Source organism: Burkholderia anthina, from assembly GCF_001547525.1.
Classification (GTDB): Bacteria; Pseudomonadota; Gammaproteobacteria; order Burkholderiales; family Burkholderiaceae; genus Burkholderia; species Burkholderia semiarida.
Window position 1 is genome coordinate 695,147 of sequence record NZ_LNJP01000003.1, and the last position, 14,866, is coordinate 710,012.

Consider the following 14,866-nt stretch of genomic DNA (forward strand, 5'->3'; position numbering starts at 1 on the left):
GATAAGTCTACGAATTAACGGGGCACCAAGGCCGATCCGCCCCGGGCTGCCTTAAGCATGCATTCCACACAGATCTTCTTCGGAGATAAGTCGACCATCTGATCCTTCGGGCCTGGCAAATCATGAGAAGCTGCGTACGCGGTAAATTTGCCTGTTGTACCGCTCACCACGCCGCTCGCATCCATATTCAGGAAGCTGCCATTTACCTCGACCCGGAATTTGTGGGCACGCAGCAGAATCTCCTCGCTTTCCAGCAGAATCTGTTTCTGTGCTCGCGCCACGATTGACTTCGTCAGCGCGTTCAATACGACGTCGCCCGCAGCGGAAACAAGATGCATAGGGCCAGTCTGCGCAAACAAACGAAGCGTGTCTCGCACCGTCGCGAAAAGGCTGCGGCCACTCGCAATACCAATATGACCTTCTGTTGTGATCGCGGCCTGCTGAGACGCCACATGCACGGTCGCCGGCGTGGTGATTTCGATACCCGCCTTGCCGTCAATCACCAGATGCGGTTCCGACAACTCCGGAAACTCGTTGTTGCTGCCGGCACTCGTGCCACGAATCTGCTCGTTCTGTGCCGCAATGGTATTGACGATGTCGGCCTGATGGCCATCCGCATCCTGCGCTTCGCTCTGCTGCGCGATCTTCGTCAGCGCATCATGTAGTTGCTGCGCCTTTCCGAGACGTTCAACGGTCTCGCTCATATCTTTCGCGGCGGCCGTTGCGCCCGCCCGCGTCTCGGTCGTCACTAGCATGCCACGGTTCGCGCGCAACACACCCCAGGAATCCGTTGCCAACTCCCAGCCACTGCCGCGAGCTCCGTTGCGCCCCGCATTGCCGTCAATGCGTGTGTTGTAGCCAACTACAAGGCGTGACTGCTCGTAGTCGCTTGACACTTGAACCTGCAATTTTCCTGGCGTGTCGTCGGCTACAACTTGATTCGCCTGCGCTCCCTCGAGATCTCTGGAACGCAGCCCCGATAACGCCTGGTTATCTGGCAGTTTCCACTGCACGAAGTTATTTCCGTTCGACACCCGGCCTGTAATGAGGGGGCGGTCCGGTGCCCCGTCCAAAAACGACACTACGACTTCGTCGCCGATTCGAGGAACATGGATCATCCCAAACCCCTCGCCTGCCCAAGGATGACTCACGCGGACCCAACAGGAACTGCGCTCATCACGCCGACCGATCCGATCCCAATGGAACTGAACTTTTACTCGGCCCAACTCATCCGTATAAATGCGACGACCTTGCGGACCGACAACTGTCGCCGTCTGCATCTGCATGACGGGTTTATGGTGTTCGTACGGGCTACGAAAGGGCACCGATTTACGTTGTGCCTCGATTTCAACCAAAAAGAAACCTTCAGACCCATCGAAATGAGTAATCCCAGAGGTCGGTTGCCCGTCGAAGGTGGCTTTCGCTTTAGCCAAGCGCCCGTTCAAGCTGTGAGGAAGGGCCCCGTGATGATTCGATCCCGGCAGGTTGTTCTCGATCAGCCATATCACTTCGACCACTGCGAATTGGCTGCGCTCGCTCGACTCCCGATCATGTTCCGGATGGCCAACGAGTTCGAACCACCGCCCAGCGTCGACACCGCGCAGCCCCCCCATGCCGTAAAAGCGTTTTTCGCGTGACTCCCACTCCTCCATGCGTACCTTGGTGAGATGATCGCCGCGCTCTTGGTCAAGATACGTATAGGGGCCCGTATACTCATACACCTCCAACTGCTCCGGCAATTGATGTGACACGGTCGGGATATTGGTACCCTTCGGATTCGCAAGCGGCGATGGATACTTATAGTCGAATGTGCGAGTGGTCAGGGCCGCGCTATGGAGGGTTCGCAAGCCAGACCAGTGAACCAGCGCGTCAACTTCGCTGTTAGTACCGTATCGAGAGAACTGAACCGATCGCGCGGCGAGGGGCTCACACGTGTCTAGGTGATCCGTGATAGTCAGGGTATGGGAGTTACCATCATCGGCCTGCTTCCAGATGCTGAACAGTCCTTCCTCTTCCATCAACCGATGGACGAAATTCCAATCATCTTCGTATTGAGTACAGTACGACCTCGACGGAAGCGGCCTGGACAACGCAAATTCAAATCGGCCTTTCGCCTGCGGATGTGCGTTGAATACATCCCGGAGGATCTCATCAACAGGCTTGTCCTGCCAGATACGCTGATCGCGGCGAAATTTCAGAAAATGCATCCATGACGCAAAGCTGATCTGGTAACTGGTCAGTCCGCCCTCTGATCCCAGTCTTCGGGCGGCATAGACGTAACCGTTTCGCGGCTGATAGGACCGATCTGTCTGCTGAATCCAGAGGGTAACGGATTGACCGATCAGGTCTTTCAGCTTGAGATCGCTTCGTGTCGACAGGACGTCGACCGCAAAGTCGAAATGCCGGCCGATCCGAGACCAGCCCACAGTGCGCTGGGGTAGCAATACATTTTCCCCAAAGGGAGTGTCGAGTTTCAGCAGCCGATCTTGCTGAAGCAATCCGCCCTGCATCGCCCTCACGATGTCTTGCGCATCCATTTCCATCCTTTTATTACTTTTTGCTTACTTTATTGTCAGTAGTATGACACAAGCTCTCTGGCGCGATTCTACAGTCAAATGCATCGCCAGCACGGTGAACTCCAGCGCATGGATTTGAGCTGCGTACATGCGTGAGTGCCTTACATCGTGAGGGCACTCGCCGACGGAGCTCGAGGTGGGTCAGTGCAGTGTGTCCGACTGATTAGCAATGGCGGGAACGGCCGCATTTTGGATTTCTCGTGTGTTTGCCGCTGCGAGTCATTCGGTGGCCGGCCAGCGGTAGCCGATCACTTCGTTCAGCGGGTACGCGAGTTCGCGGACTTCTTCCAGTTGATTGCCGCCGAACAGGTGGACGTGTTCGGCGTCGTGACGCAGGTAGAAACCGACGTGCCCTTTCCAGCTCGTCGGGTCGTCACGCGTCAGGATCGCGATGCAGCCGTACACCGGACGCTCCAGCGGTTTTCCCCATTCCAGCCACGAGCGTGCGAGCGCGGAGCCGGTGCCGCGGAATCCGGCGTGCGCCATGCACCAGTTCACGAACGACGAGCACCAGGAAATCTTGTCGTCGTAGCCGACCAGGTTCGTCTGGTTGTTGTACTCGACGATGCGTGGGTTGATGCTGCCCGGCGGGTGGCGGCGGATGCCGAGTTCGGCCAGCGCGACGGGCATCCAGGGTGGGTGGGCGGCGTCCGGTCTGGTCTCAACGATTGATCGAGTCACGTCTACCTAGATTCGCGGGAATTGACCGGCAATCGTCGCATGAATCGCACATGGCGACGAGCCCCCTCGGCTGCGCACCGATCGTGGCGTCTTTCGCCGTCGCACGGAGCGCGGCTCCGGATGCACCTGTGAGATCAACTACCATACGATAAATCCAATCGGCCTCGACAGACCACCCACGCGCCATGACCACACCTGCCGACGACCCTGCCTCGCCCGAACTCGACAACACGCCGACTCGACCGGATCGGGGTGCGCAATCGACGCCGCGCATCATTGTGCTGCCGGCGCATCTGCGCAGCATCCCTTCCTGCGAAGGCGTTCCCGATCTGTTCAGCACCTACCTGATCAATATCGGGCTGGCGCTGCTGTTCGGCACGATGTTCACGGGGTTGCTCGTCAGTCCGTTTTACGACGGCTCGCTTTTCGACAAAGGCTTCATCGTGTTCGTCCTGTGGCTCGCGATGCTGGGTGTGAGCGCGTGGGCCGTGAGGATCGCCATTCGCGCCGCGAGACATGCCGGCGCCTGGTTCGAAGTGGACTCGACCGGTTTTCGCTATGGCCTCGGCACACGTCCGGAACTGGCCGCCATCCCGAAAGAACAGTGCGTCGAATGGCGCGAAGCCGTCGCGAACCCCGACCGGCTCTATGACGTCGAATACAACACGGCGTCCGGCGTCACCCGGCGCTCCGCGAACTTCCGGTTCTGGCGACGCGCCACGCGCGAGCCCGTCGCGGCCTATACGCTGCGCATGAATCTCATCCCGACCGACGCCGACGATGCCATTCGCTGCGCGGGCTTCAAGAATCGTCATGACCTGCTCGTCGCCATTCTGTGCGGCCTCGCGCATCAGGGGCTGCGCTTCAATCGCAATACCTTCATTGCCGCCGGCATTCATCCGGAGACCTGGCAGAAACTCAGGACGCCGTGGCGCAAGGCCGCCGTCTTTTTCTCCATGCTCGCCGCGCTCGGCCTGCTGGCCTTCTTCATCTGGGGGCGTCTCTCCCTGATCTTCTCCTTCGCGATCTGGATCGTTACGTTTTTATATTATTGCGGCGAGGGAAAGTACGACTTCTCTCCGGATATCAAGAACTATCCGCGAGAGCCGATCGTGTTTCGCGTCGACGATCGCGAGAAGGCCGACGAAAGCGGTCGTTGACGCAGCCGGCGCCCACCCGGGGGGCGGGCTTTCACCCATGCGCGGGTTTGCGCTTCCGTCGCGATCCCCGCTTATGATGTCGCGAGCCATACGACCCTCACGCCCGCCATGCGCATCACGCCCCTGCCGCCTCTTCAGTGCCTCGTCGCGTTCGAAGCCGCCGTGCGGCACGCGAGTTTCACGAAAGCCGCCGCGGAACTGCACCTGACCCAAAGCGCGATCAGCCGCCAGATCCAGCAGCTCGAGGAATTCCTCGGCCGGTCGTTGTTCGTTCGCGAACACCGTTCGCTGCGGCTGACGATCGCCGGCGAGCAATACGCGGCGCAGGTCCACCATCTGCTCACGCAATGCGCGCAAGCCACGCACGACGTGATGAAGCCGTACGGCGATCTCGAACTGACGATCGCGTGCTCATCCGGTGTCGCACTGCTGTGGCTCACGCCGCGGCTACCGAACTTTCGCGCCACGTATCCGAACATCAAGCTGCGCCTGATCGTGCGCGACAGTCTTGCATCGATGTCGCCCGCGGAATTCGACGTCGGTGTCTACTACGTGCGCCAGCAGGCGCCAGCCGAATACACCGCGCGCCGGCTGTTCGACGAAGAAGTGTTCCCCGTCTGCGCGCCCGGCTATCTGGCCGGCCGCACGCTCGACGCGGCCGATCTCGCGAACGAAACGCTGCTGCGCCTCGAAGACGGCCAGCGCCAATGGATGTCGTGGTCCGAATGGTTCGACATGAACGACGTCGACCGGCAGAAGGCGCAGCCGCAGGACATCACGATCAACTCCTATCCGCAGATCGTGCAGATGACGATTCTCGGCCAGGGCGTGTCGCTCGGCTGGCGTTACATGATCGACGCATGCATCGAAGCCGGCCTGCTCGTGCGCGTGACGGAAGCGTCCGCGAGCCACGGCGGCGGCTACTACGTGATCTCGCCGAACGACCGCGCGCAGAACCAGGCCGCCCGCCTGTTCACCCGCTGGCTGTTCGAACAGGCGGAGCAGCAGACCGGGGCCTGAATGCCCCGAACGCCCGAACACGACGCATGCGTGCAGCGCATGCCTGCATGCGAATCTTTCGTTTCAGAAAAAAATCCGGCTCTCCTTAGTATGGGATTCGAGCGGGGCAGCCGCCCCGTCTTCTGACCAAGGAAGAGACCATGCAAGGAACGCTTTCCCCGCCCGCCGCGCCTTCCGTCGATGCGGCGGTGCAACAGCGCCGCCGCGCCATCGTCGCGACCGTCATCGGCAACGGCCTCGAATGGTTCGACTTCACCGTCTACAGCTTCTTCGCGGTGATCATCGCGAAGCTGTTCTTCCCGACCGGCAACGAACTGACGTCCGTACTGCTCACCGTCGCGACGTTCGGCGTGGGCTTCTTCATGCGGCCGGTGGGCGGCATCGTGCTCGGCGTCTATGCCGACAAGGCCGGACGCAAGGCCGCGCTGTCGCTCACGATCCTGCTGATGGCGGCCGGCACCGCGCTGATCGGGATCGCGCCGACCTACGACCAGGCCGGCATCGCCGCGCCGCTGATGATCGTCGTCGCGCGGCTGCTGCAAGGCTTCTCGGCCGGCGGCGAGATGGGCGGCGCCACCGCGTTCCTCACCGAATACGCGCCGCCGGAGAAGCGCGCGTATTACTCGAGCTGGATCCAGTCGAGCATCGGCTTCGCCGTGCTGCTCGGTGCGGCGACCGGCACGTTCGTCACGACGTCGCTCGACACGCAGGCGCTGCATAGCTGGGGCTGGCGGCTGCCGTTCCTGCTCGGGATCATCGTCGGGCCGGTCGGCTACTTCATTCGCAGCCATATCGACGAGACGCCCGCGTTCAGCGCCGTCGAATCGCAGGCGAAGGAAAGCTCGCCGCTGAAGGAAGTGCTGCACACGTATCCGCGCGAAACGTTCGCGAGTTTCTCGATGGTCATCCTGTGGACCGTCTGCACCTACGTGCTGCTGTTCTACATGCCGACCTATTCCGTGCGCACGCTGCATCTGCCGCAATCGACCGGCTTCACGGCCGGCATGGTCGGCGGGCTGATGATCATGTGCTGCTCGCCGATCGTCGGGCGACTCGCCGACGCGTGGGGACGGCGCGTGTTCCTGTCCGGCTCGGCGCTCGCGATCCTCGTGCTCGCGTGGCCGATGTTCTCGTGGATCAACCATGCGCCCGGGTTCGCGTCGCTGATCGTGTTCCAGGCCGTGTTCGGCGTGCTGATCGCGACCTATACGGGGCCGATCCTCGCAGCGTTCGCGGAGCTGTTTCCGACCAAGGTGCTGTCGACCGGGTTGTCCGTTGCGTACAACTTCGCAGTGACGATCTTCGGCGGGTTCGCGCCGTTCCTGATCACGTGGCTCATCGCCCGCACCGGCAGCAACATGGCGCCCGCGTTCTACGTGATGCTCGCCGCGGCCGTCAGTTTCGTCGGCACGCGCTTCGTGAAGGATGCGAAGCGTACGGCTTCCGCGATTCGATAAGGATTTTTTCCCATGACCATTACCGTACTTCAAGGCGGCAACGTGCTCGACCTCGAACGAGGCGTGTTGCTCGAACATCATCATGTCGTGATCGAAGGCGAGCGGATCGTCGAAGTCACCGATCGGCCGGTGGATTTGCCGAATGCGCAGGTGATCGACGTGAGCGGCAAGACCGTGATGCCCGGGTTCATCGATTGCCATGTGCATGTGCTGGCGTCGAATGCGAACCTGGGCGCGAATGCGACGCAGCCGAATATTCTCGCGGCGATTCGGTCGCTGCCGATTCTCGATGCGATGTTGTCGCGTGGGTTTACCAGCGTGCGGGATGCGGGGGGCGCGGATTGGAGCCTGATGCAGGCGGTCGAGACGGGGCTGATTCCGGGGCCGCGGATTTTTCCGTCGGGGAAAGCGCTGTCGCAGACGGGCGGTCATGGGGATTTCCGGCCGCGCGGCGATGTGCTGGAGCCCTGCTCCTGCTGTTTCAGGACGGGGGCGATTGCGCGAGTGGTCGATGGCGTCGAAGGCGTGCGGCTCGCCGTGCGCGAGGAGATTCAGAAAGGCGCGACGCAGATCAAGATCATGGCGTCAGGCGGCGTGGCTTCGCCGACCGATCCGATCGCGAACACGCAGTATTCGGAGGACGAGATTCGGGCGATCGTCGATGAGGCCGAGGCCGCGAATACTTATGTGATGGCGCATGCGTATACGGGGCGGGCGATTGCGCGCGCCGTGCGATGCGGCGTGCGGACGATCGAGCATGGGAATCTCGTGGATGAAGCGGCCGCGGCGCTCATGCATGAGCGGGAGGCGTTCGTGGTGCCGACGCTTGTGACTTATGACGCGCTTGCGAAACATGGAGCGGAGTTCGGGATGCCGGCGGACTCCATCGCGAAGGTGGCTTCCGTGCAGCAGAAAGGACGCGAGTCGCTTGAGATCTATGCAAAGGCCGGCGTGAAGATGGGGTTCGGGTCGGACCTGCTCGGCGAAATGCATGCGTTTCAGTCTGGAGAGTTCCGGATTCGGGCGGAGGTGCTTGGGAATTTGGAGGCGCTCAGGTCGGCGACGACGGTGGCGGCGGAGATCGTCAATATGACCGGGCAGCTTGGGGTGGTTGCGGTGGGGGCGATTGCCGATCTCGTCGTGCTCGATGGGAATCCACTTGCGGATATCGGAGTCGTTGCCGATGAAGGGGCGCGGGTCGAATATGTGTTGCAGCGGGGGGCGGTTGTGAAGCGGCGGGTTGGCGGGCGGTGATTTGCGGCCATTCGGCTATTTCCGCAGGCGCGGTGCGCCCTCACGGGCCTTGTGGTCGTGACAGTTGTTGACGATGGCTATCGGTGTGAGTCGCGGCGTTCGCCACAATGGCCGGGGCGGTGTCGCCCCGGCAGTCAAGCGCATTCGGAAACGCTTGCGTCCCAGTCGCTAGAGCCGCATCAAGCGGCCCTTGCAGGCGTTATAGCGGCGACGGTCCCCGGTCAGGATCGTGGTACGGCTGCTCTCGCAACGCCAACTGGCTGTAGTCCGGCGTGATCGTGATCTGCCGGGTCACGTAGTTGGTGGGCGGTCTCAAGAATCAAGTGCAACGTTTAGCCAATCCGGCGGCAGCCAATTCCATCGCCATAGCCTCTTCAGGGGTTTTCCAGTTGAGGGTTTGGCGAGGGCGGCCGTTCATCAGTTTGGCAATGTCGTTCAATTGCATCTGGGTGACGCCTGACAGGTCGGCCCCTTGGGCAGAAACTGGCGCAGCAGGCCGTTGGTATTTTCGTTGCTGCCCTGTTGCCAAGGGGCGTAGGGATCTGCGAACCAGATGTCCAGATTCAGTCGTTCAGCCAACTCGACATGGCAAGTCATTTCCGATCCACGATTACCGACGCAGGAGCGATTGAAGGCGCCTTTGATGTGTATTAGCCGGGACTCGATCTGACAGGTAGTCGGGCCTACAAAGAACGAGCCATCAATGGGGGATGAGTTTCTCCTTGGCTAGTTCGAGCGAATCGAGGAAAGTACGCATCGGCGTCTTGCCATAACACCAGCGCCCCTGATGCTCTCGTTCATTGTTGTACTGGTCGAGCCACGCATCAAGGTCCGTCTGCAGCGTAGCGATCGAGTCGTAGATCTTCTTTCGGAAGACGATGCGATAGAACTCGTTGAGCATGGTCTTGTGCAGCCGTTCGACGATCCCGTTGGTTTGCGGCGACTTGGCCTTGGTTCGGGTATGGTCGATGTCCTCCAAGGCCAGATACAGCTCGTATTCGTGATGTTCGGGGTTGCCGCAGTATTCGGTGCCGCGGTCTGTCAGCACGCGTAGCAGCGGAATGCCGAAGCTGTCGAAGAACGGGACAACGCGATCGTTGAGCAGGTCCGCCGCCGGCAAAGGTGTCTTGCGATCATAGAGCTTGGCGAAAGCAACCTTCGAGTAGGTATCGACGAAAGTTTGCTGGTAGACACGGCCGACGCCCTTGAGGCTGCCGACGTAGAACGTATCCTGCGCGCCGCAGTAGCCCGGGCATTCGGACTCGAATTCGCCGTGCACTTCCTTCTCGTGCTTGGCGCGTTCGAGCGCGACAAGCTGCGCCTCGGTCAGCACCAACCCCTCCTGGGCGGACTTGGCTTCCAAGGCCTTCAAGCGCTTCGGCATGGTCTCCAGATCGTGGCGCAACCAGATGCTACGGACGCCTTGGGGCGAGACAGAAAGAGCATGCCGTTTGAGGACCTCGTTGGCGATACGCACCTGACCGTAGGCTGGCAATTCGAGGGCCAGTTCGACAACTGCGGCCTCGACCTGCGGATCCACGCGGTTCTTGAGCAGCGGCCGGTGGTGGGAAATCTCCTGCAGCGCAGCTTCACCGCCTCGATCGTACAGTTCCTTAAATCGGTAGAAGCTGTCGCGCGAGTAACCCATCACGCGACAGGCCTGGCTGACGTTGCCGAGTTGCCGGGCCAGCTCGAGTATGCCGACCTTGGCACGAATTACCTTCTGCTCCTGAGTCATGGCGGACTCCTTGCTGTTCGCGGCGCGCATTGCCGCTACGGGCTACGCCCTCCGCGCCAATGCGCGCCAGCATGAAAAACCAACCACTGTCAGATTTAGTCTAGTCCACCGCATTTGATGAGATCGCCTTCCCAATGACCGGGCCATTGGCGCGTTTCGATTGCCTCGGGTCGATGGATGATGCGCAGTTCTTCCGGGACAAAGCTCTTGCGGGCCAACGTCTTGCGGGCGTTGCCGCGCACCGGCTTCTCCTGGCGCAAGGCCTCGATCATCGCCTGCTTCAAGCCGCCGCGGGGATGGGTATAAATCGCCGCGTAGATCGTTTCATGACTGACGCGTTGCTCGGGATTATCTGGATGCATCTCGCGAAGTCTGGCAGCAATTTGCTGGGCGACCAGCGCCGATAAACCAGATCGTGATGTACTTGCCACTACAGCGCGCTTCCTGTTGCCAGCTTCACCTGACGCCGACTTCGCTCGCGGCGCCCGGTAGGCTCTGGCCGCGCTCGTGGCGTCATAACAGCGAGACGATTCCGTACGATTGCGTGCCAGCTCTCGCGTGATCGTCCACGCGCTGCGACCAAGCAGCCTTGCAATCGCCCTGACGCTCGTGTTTCTGGCCTTCTCGATCATGATCGCCGCGCGCTCTTCGGCGCTCAGATGCCGGTACTTCGTCATTGCAACACGCTACCTCATTAACAGTGTTGCACATGAAACTAGAGTCTAAGCTTCTTGGTCAAACTTGGCCGGATGCCCCCCTGCGACACGTGACCGACATAAATTGGATGTGGCAGTGCCCCATGGAGCGGGTCCACGCTTATGAGGGGTTTCACAAGAGTCCGAGATAAGCAGACCCACGAAGCGAGTGAGCCATATTAAATGCGGCTGCTCCTATAGATAGAATCCACCAGCCGGCTTCCCGCACCGACGACCTTTGCCAGAACTTTCAATTGTTCTTGGCAAGCGAGAACTTCAGATGGATTAGGGTAGTTCAACGAATGATCCACCTCGCCCCAAATCTCCTCAAACAATGTTCGCACCTGAATTTCACAGCAAAAAGGCGAATCCTCTCGTGGCCTTACTACATAATGCACGCTCGTATAGTGGCTAGCCTTGACTTCGACAGGTATTTGAAGTGATTCAAAAAAATCGCGAGACTCCGGGTCCCAAGTATAAGCCTTCGGAACCTCGTACAAAACCCAATCCTTTTGAATATAAAGTTTATCCCGAATCAGTTGATTTATCACCCTAAACTGATCTTGATAAAGATGAAGAACGCGAACCCCCGCCAAGTCTGTTATCCGAGAAAAAAGATTTTCTTTCGTTATGACACCATCCACCATCTTCCTTTTAATTTTCTCCTCTAGATGCTCTCTATTTTTTATTCTTGACTTAACCGAATGAACAATGGGAAGCGGTGGAGCAGTGAGGGCTTCGTGACGTTCAAACCAGCTATGAACACCATGCATAAAGATGGACAAATCATGCTTGGTCTGATCGAAATGCTCCAGAATCGACTGCAGCTCTTTTTTCTTCATGGCAAGCCACCGGCAATTCAAGAATTCAACGATTTCATTCGTTGCAGCAAGGCCTTAGCGAACATTTCGTAGGCCGCCTTGGTATCCTCGTATGCACGCCGATTTCCTCCGATAGTATTTGCATCTGCCGAATCAAGGCCTTTTAGTTTTGGTATTTTCCAGATCGGTGCATGGTACTTTTGCGCCATGTTCGGAAGGGTGTTATGTGTGTGCATAACCGCAGTCTCACCAACCGGCTGAGATAAATCTTCTAGAGAAAGATGCTCTCGGATCTCAGGTCGAACAAACTCCTCAATTGCCCCCGGTATTTGCATTGCGTAATTGTAATGTGCTGTAGCTAAATTCCATGGCTTCGTGGCTTTGGTATACTTCTTCGCATTATAAATTGTAAAGCCAAGCAATCTGACAAATTCTTGCGGGAATGCCTTTCGTTTATCGGAGGATAAAAGACTAAAAATAGTATCGAATTGCTTTTTCCAGATTGTAAGCGCCTTTCCGATGTTTCTGATTCCATAAAGAGAAAACATGTCAGGCATGCACGGGATTAAGAAGCCGTCCGTTGTGGATATAATTACTTTGTTTAACGTGCCCAGACTGGGCGAGGTATCGATAATCACATACTGATACCCAAACTCAGCAGCGTACTCCTTGGCAATCTCCCGAACCCTAGTAACGATGCGGACTGCCTGCGGATCACCCTGATAAACATCACTCCACATCTTGGAAATCTTATCCTCAAATAAGTGAACACTTAGCCGACCGGGAATAAGGTCCAGATTCTTCGCTAATTTATATGGCGGAGGATTAAGGGAGATTTCGGCCGTACCATCCTCTGTCGGCTTCAGCAAAAAATGGATCGATCGGGTCTCGGCCGTCAGCGTTTTAAAGTTGCGAGTCGTTGTTGATTTCCGTGCAGCAGCGAAATCATCGATGTAGGCGTCCTCTTTTTCCCAGATCCCATGCAGCTCCTCTTCATCCATTCCCAGAATTGTTAAGTTGCACTGGGGATCCAAATCTATCAAAAGAGTTTTATGGCCAAGTTCGGCAAGCGCATGTGCCAAATGAAAAGTAAGCGTGGTTTTTCCCACCCCGCCTTTATTGTTGAAGATCGAAATTGCTTTCATTGAAACGACGCCCCCGACGCCTCGGTTGGAGTAAGTATTCGATTATTGCAAGCGCTTTGTCAGATTCGGATGCGCAATGACAGGGCTGCATCAGGAACCACCTGGAGTCGAACTGGCCACAACCCGACAATCGGTGCTGAACACGGGCAATGCCCAATCCGATGCCGCTGGTGCCGCATTCGAGGGGCTTTGGGACTACGCGTTACCCTCTTGGCCGATGACATGACTTGCATCATCAACCGACCGGTCGTCCAACCACATCCGTCTTGGTCCAAACCTCTAAAAGCGAAACCGTCCGTACAAGCAGATTCACCTCTTCCCGTCATCACAATAACGCTTCGCACGTTACCCCATCCCCTTCTATCTGGAAATGCGTTTCATTATAAACGCCACTGTGACCCCACGGCAGCCGCCTTCAGAAACACCCCAGTTCCAAACGCCAAATCAACCCTCACTCATCCACTCTAAAAGCCAAAACCAGCTTGGTCAATTCCGCCGCCTGCTGCTTCAAACTCTCCGCGGCCGCCGCGCTTTCCTCGACCAAAGCCGCATTCTGCTGCGTCATCTGATCGAGCGACTGCACCGCATCCCCGATCTGATCGATCCCGGCACTCTGCTCCAGGCTAGCCTCAGCAATCTCGCTCATCATCGCGCTAACGCCCTGAACCTGCGAGACAACATCGCTCATCACCTTCCCCGCCTCACTCACGAGCCGCGACCCGGCACCCACCGTCCCCGCGCTATGCTCGATCAGCGATTTGATCTCCTTCGCCGCTTGCGCGCTACGCTGCGCCAAATTCCGCACCTCCGAGGCAACGACAGCAAACCCACGCCCCTGCTCCCCCGCCCGCGCCGCCTCCACCGCCGCATTCAACGCCAAAATATTCGTCTGAAACGAAATACTGTCGATCATCACAATGATCTCGGAAATTCGTTGCGAAGCGTTACTGATCTGCTCCATCGTCGTCACGACCTCGCCCACCACCTGCCCGCCGCGCGCCGCCGTATCCGCCGCACCGTTGATCATCTTCGCGGCCGTTGCCGCCGTCTCGGTGTTGTTGCGCACCACCGCCGTGATCTCTTCCATCGACGAAGCCGTCCGTTCCAGGTTGCTCGACTGCCCTTCGGTGCGCTCGCTGAGATCCGCATTCCCCGAAGCGATCTGCGCCGACCCCGTCGCAATCGAAGCCGACGCCGCACGAATGCGATGAACGAGCGTCGACAGCGACGACACGAACTGGTTGAACGCATCCGACAACTGCCCGATCTCGTCCTCGCTCTCCACCGCCATGCGGCGCGTCAAGTCACCCTGACCGCTCGCGATCTCCGACAACAGCGTCGCCGCGCGGCGAATCGGCGCGGCAATCGCACGCCCCACCAGCCAGATCACGAGCAACGCAACCCCAAGCCCCACCACCGCCGCGACCAGCGCCGCGCTGCGAATCGCACGCGTCACCGGCCCGAGCAGTTCGGCCTGCGGCACTTGAACGACCACATACGCATTCAGCTCCGGAATGAACGACGTCGCGATGAAACGCGCGCCGCCATCGCCCTCGTAGCTGAGGTACGCATACGGCTTGCCCGCAAGCAGCGTCGCCGACGCATCACCCGGCAGGCCCGGCTCATCCTTCAGGAAATGCTTGCCATCGATCAGCGACGTATCGCGATGCATCATGATCGCGCCGTCGGGACGCACGAGGTACGCAAACCCGGTGTCGCCGATCCGGTAAGCGGAGATGCCCTTCGCGAGCGCATCGACGGACAGGCTCATGCTTGCCGCGCCAACCGGCACGCCGTCGAGTTCCACGCGGCTGTTGATGAACATCATGTAGCCGCCGACGGTCACTTCGCGATCCATGTTCACGTCGTACGCCTTGCCGGACGACAGGAAGTTGGTCAGCCACTGATCCTTGTCGGTCACCTTCCGCTGCAAGCCGGCTTCGTTGTAATAGTTGCCACTCTTCACCGACACCCACTGCACGGACGCGGCCTTCTGCTCGTCCTTCACGTTCTTCGCGAGCTGAATCCAGTTACGCGTGCCGGCATCGGGTTCGCCGTCGGCTTCCCATTGCAGCAGAAACGCATCGCGCGCGAGAATGCGTGACGCGGCGATCGGGCCGGCCATCTGGCGCTGCACGTCGGCGCGAATGCCGTTGACAGCGGTCGGCAACTCTTCGCGGACAACGCGATCGCGCACCGCGTTGCCGATCAGACGAACGCTGAGCCCGCTCGAAATCGCGACGAATACAAGCAGGCAACTCGTCATGCTGAGAATCAGCTTGTTCTGAATGGAAAGCTTGCGCCAGAAATGCATGGGGA

11 protein-coding genes and 1 pseudogene are annotated in these 14,866 nt (G+C 59.0%); 4 read left to right on the plus strand and 8 right to left on the minus strand.

The window, feature by feature from the left end; all coding sequences use genetic code 11:
- Nucleotides 1-14 precede the first annotated feature (14 nt).
- Together WS64_RS23385 and WS64_RS23390 are read right to left on the minus strand one after the other, a co-directional pair.
- Complete coding sequence (locus WS64_RS23385; protein ID WP_244166639.1) at nt 15-2,537, minus strand: type VI secretion system Vgr family protein; 2,523 nt, start codon at nt 2,535-2,537, stop codon at nt 15-17.
- Nucleotides 2,538-2,795: 258 nt separating this feature from the next.
- Nucleotides 2,796-3,206, minus strand: a complete 411-nt coding sequence (locus WS64_RS23390) for a TIGR02594 family protein (protein WP_060967834.1) — start codon at nt 3,204-3,206, stop codon at nt 2,796-2,798.
- 236 nt (nt 3,207-3,442) lie between these two features.
- Here WS64_RS23390 and WS64_RS23395 point away from each other — a divergent pair, with 236 nt between their 5' ends.
- The 4 genes from WS64_RS23395 to WS64_RS23410 all read left to right on the plus strand — a co-directional run bounded on the left by WS64_RS23395 (nt 3,443) and on the right by WS64_RS23410 (nt 8,148).
- The gene (locus WS64_RS23395; RefSeq protein ID WP_060967835.1) at nt 3,443-4,417 is read left to right on the plus strand and encodes a hypothetical protein; all 975 of its coding nucleotides are present in this window, start codon (nt 3,443-3,445) and stop codon (nt 4,415-4,417) included.
- 108 nt (nt 4,418-4,525) lie between these two features.
- On the plus strand, nt 4,526-5,437 hold the full coding sequence (locus tag WS64_RS23400; RefSeq protein WP_059575289.1) for a LysR substrate-binding domain-containing protein: 912 nt from the start codon (nt 4,526-4,528) through the stop codon (nt 5,435-5,437).
- Nucleotides 5,438-5,577: 140 nt separating this feature from the next.
- Nucleotides 5,578-6,894 (plus strand): MFS transporter, encoded by a 1,317-nt coding sequence (locus tag WS64_RS23405; RefSeq protein ID WP_060967836.1) that lies wholly within the window; start codon nt 5,578-5,580, stop codon nt 6,892-6,894.
- Between the two features lie 12 nt (nt 6,895-6,906).
- On the plus strand, nt 6,907-8,148 hold the full coding sequence (locus WS64_RS23410; protein ID WP_060967837.1) for a metal-dependent hydrolase family protein: 1,242 nt from the start codon (nt 6,907-6,909) through the stop codon (nt 8,146-8,148).
- Nucleotides 8,149-8,467: 319 nt separating this feature from the next.
- Here the strand turns inward: WS64_RS23410 and WS64_RS33395 are convergent.
- From WS64_RS33395 to WS64_RS23430, 6 genes and pseudogenes are all read right to left on the minus strand, one after another.
- Nucleotides 8,468-8,793, minus strand: a pseudogene (locus WS64_RS33395) (IS30 family transposase); the annotation flags it as partial.
- A gap of 55 nt (nt 8,794-8,848) precedes the next feature.
- A complete protein-coding gene (locus WS64_RS23415; protein WP_060968564.1) occupies nt 8,849-9,886 on the minus strand; it encodes an IS481 family transposase in 1,038 nt (345 codons plus the stop codon).
- Between the two features lie 95 nt (nt 9,887-9,981).
- Nucleotides 9,982-10,563, minus strand: a complete 582-nt coding sequence (locus WS64_RS33400) for an IS30 family transposase (protein ID WP_244166640.1) — start codon at nt 10,561-10,563, stop codon at nt 9,982-9,984.
- Nucleotides 10,564-10,760: 197 nt separating this feature from the next.
- Nucleotides 10,761-11,423 (minus strand): RelA/SpoT domain-containing protein, encoded by a 663-nt coding sequence (locus tag WS64_RS33405; RefSeq protein ID WP_081059322.1) that lies wholly within the window; start codon nt 11,421-11,423, stop codon nt 10,761-10,763.
- Nucleotides 11,424-11,440: 17 nt separating this feature from the next.
- Complete coding sequence (locus WS64_RS33410; protein ID WP_081059321.1) at nt 11,441-12,547, minus strand: ParA family protein; 1,107 nt, start codon at nt 12,545-12,547, stop codon at nt 11,441-11,443.
- Nucleotides 12,548-12,998: 451 nt separating this feature from the next.
- Nucleotides 12,999-14,861, minus strand: coding sequence for a methyl-accepting chemotaxis protein (locus WS64_RS23430; RefSeq protein WP_060967839.1), 1,863 nt, complete (start codon nt 14,859-14,861; stop codon nt 12,999-13,001).
- Between the last annotated feature and the right edge of the window lie 5 nt (nt 14,862-14,866).

Coding starts and splice junctions, on each gene's coding strand:
- WS64_RS23385 (WP_244166639.1), bottom strand. CDS start 2,537: ATGGATGCGCAAGACATCGTGAGGGCGATGCAGGGCGGATTGCTTCAG.
- WS64_RS23390 (WP_060967834.1), bottom strand. CDS start 3,206: ATGCCCGTCGCGCTGGCCGAACTCGGCATCCGCCGCCACCCGCCGGGC.
- WS64_RS23395 (WP_060967835.1), top strand. CDS start 3,443: ATGACCACACCTGCCGACGACCCTGCCTCGCCCGAACTCGACAACACG.
- WS64_RS23400 (WP_059575289.1), top strand. CDS start 4,526: ATGCGCATCACGCCCCTGCCGCCTCTTCAGTGCCTCGTCGCGTTCGAA.
- WS64_RS23405 (WP_060967836.1), top strand. CDS start 5,578: ATGCAAGGAACGCTTTCCCCGCCCGCCGCGCCTTCCGTCGATGCGGCG.
- WS64_RS23410 (WP_060967837.1), top strand. CDS start 6,907: ATGACCATTACCGTACTTCAAGGCGGCAACGTGCTCGACCTCGAACGA.
- WS64_RS23415 (WP_060968564.1), bottom strand. CDS start 9,886: ATGACTCAGGAGCAGAAGGTAATTCGTGCCAAGGTCGGCATACTCGAG.
- WS64_RS33400 (WP_244166640.1), bottom strand. CDS start 10,563: ATGACGAAGTACCGGCATCTGAGCGCCGAAGAGCGCGCGGCGATCATG.
- WS64_RS33405 (WP_081059322.1), bottom strand. CDS start 11,423: ATGAAGAAAAAAGAGCTGCAGTCGATTCTGGAGCATTTCGATCAGACC.
- WS64_RS33410 (WP_081059321.1), bottom strand. CDS start 12,547: ATGAAAGCAATTTCGATCTTCAACAATAAAGGCGGGGTGGGAAAAACC.
- WS64_RS23430 (WP_060967839.1), bottom strand. CDS start 14,861: ATGCATTTCTGGCGCAAGCTTTCCATTCAGAACAAGCTGATTCTCAGC.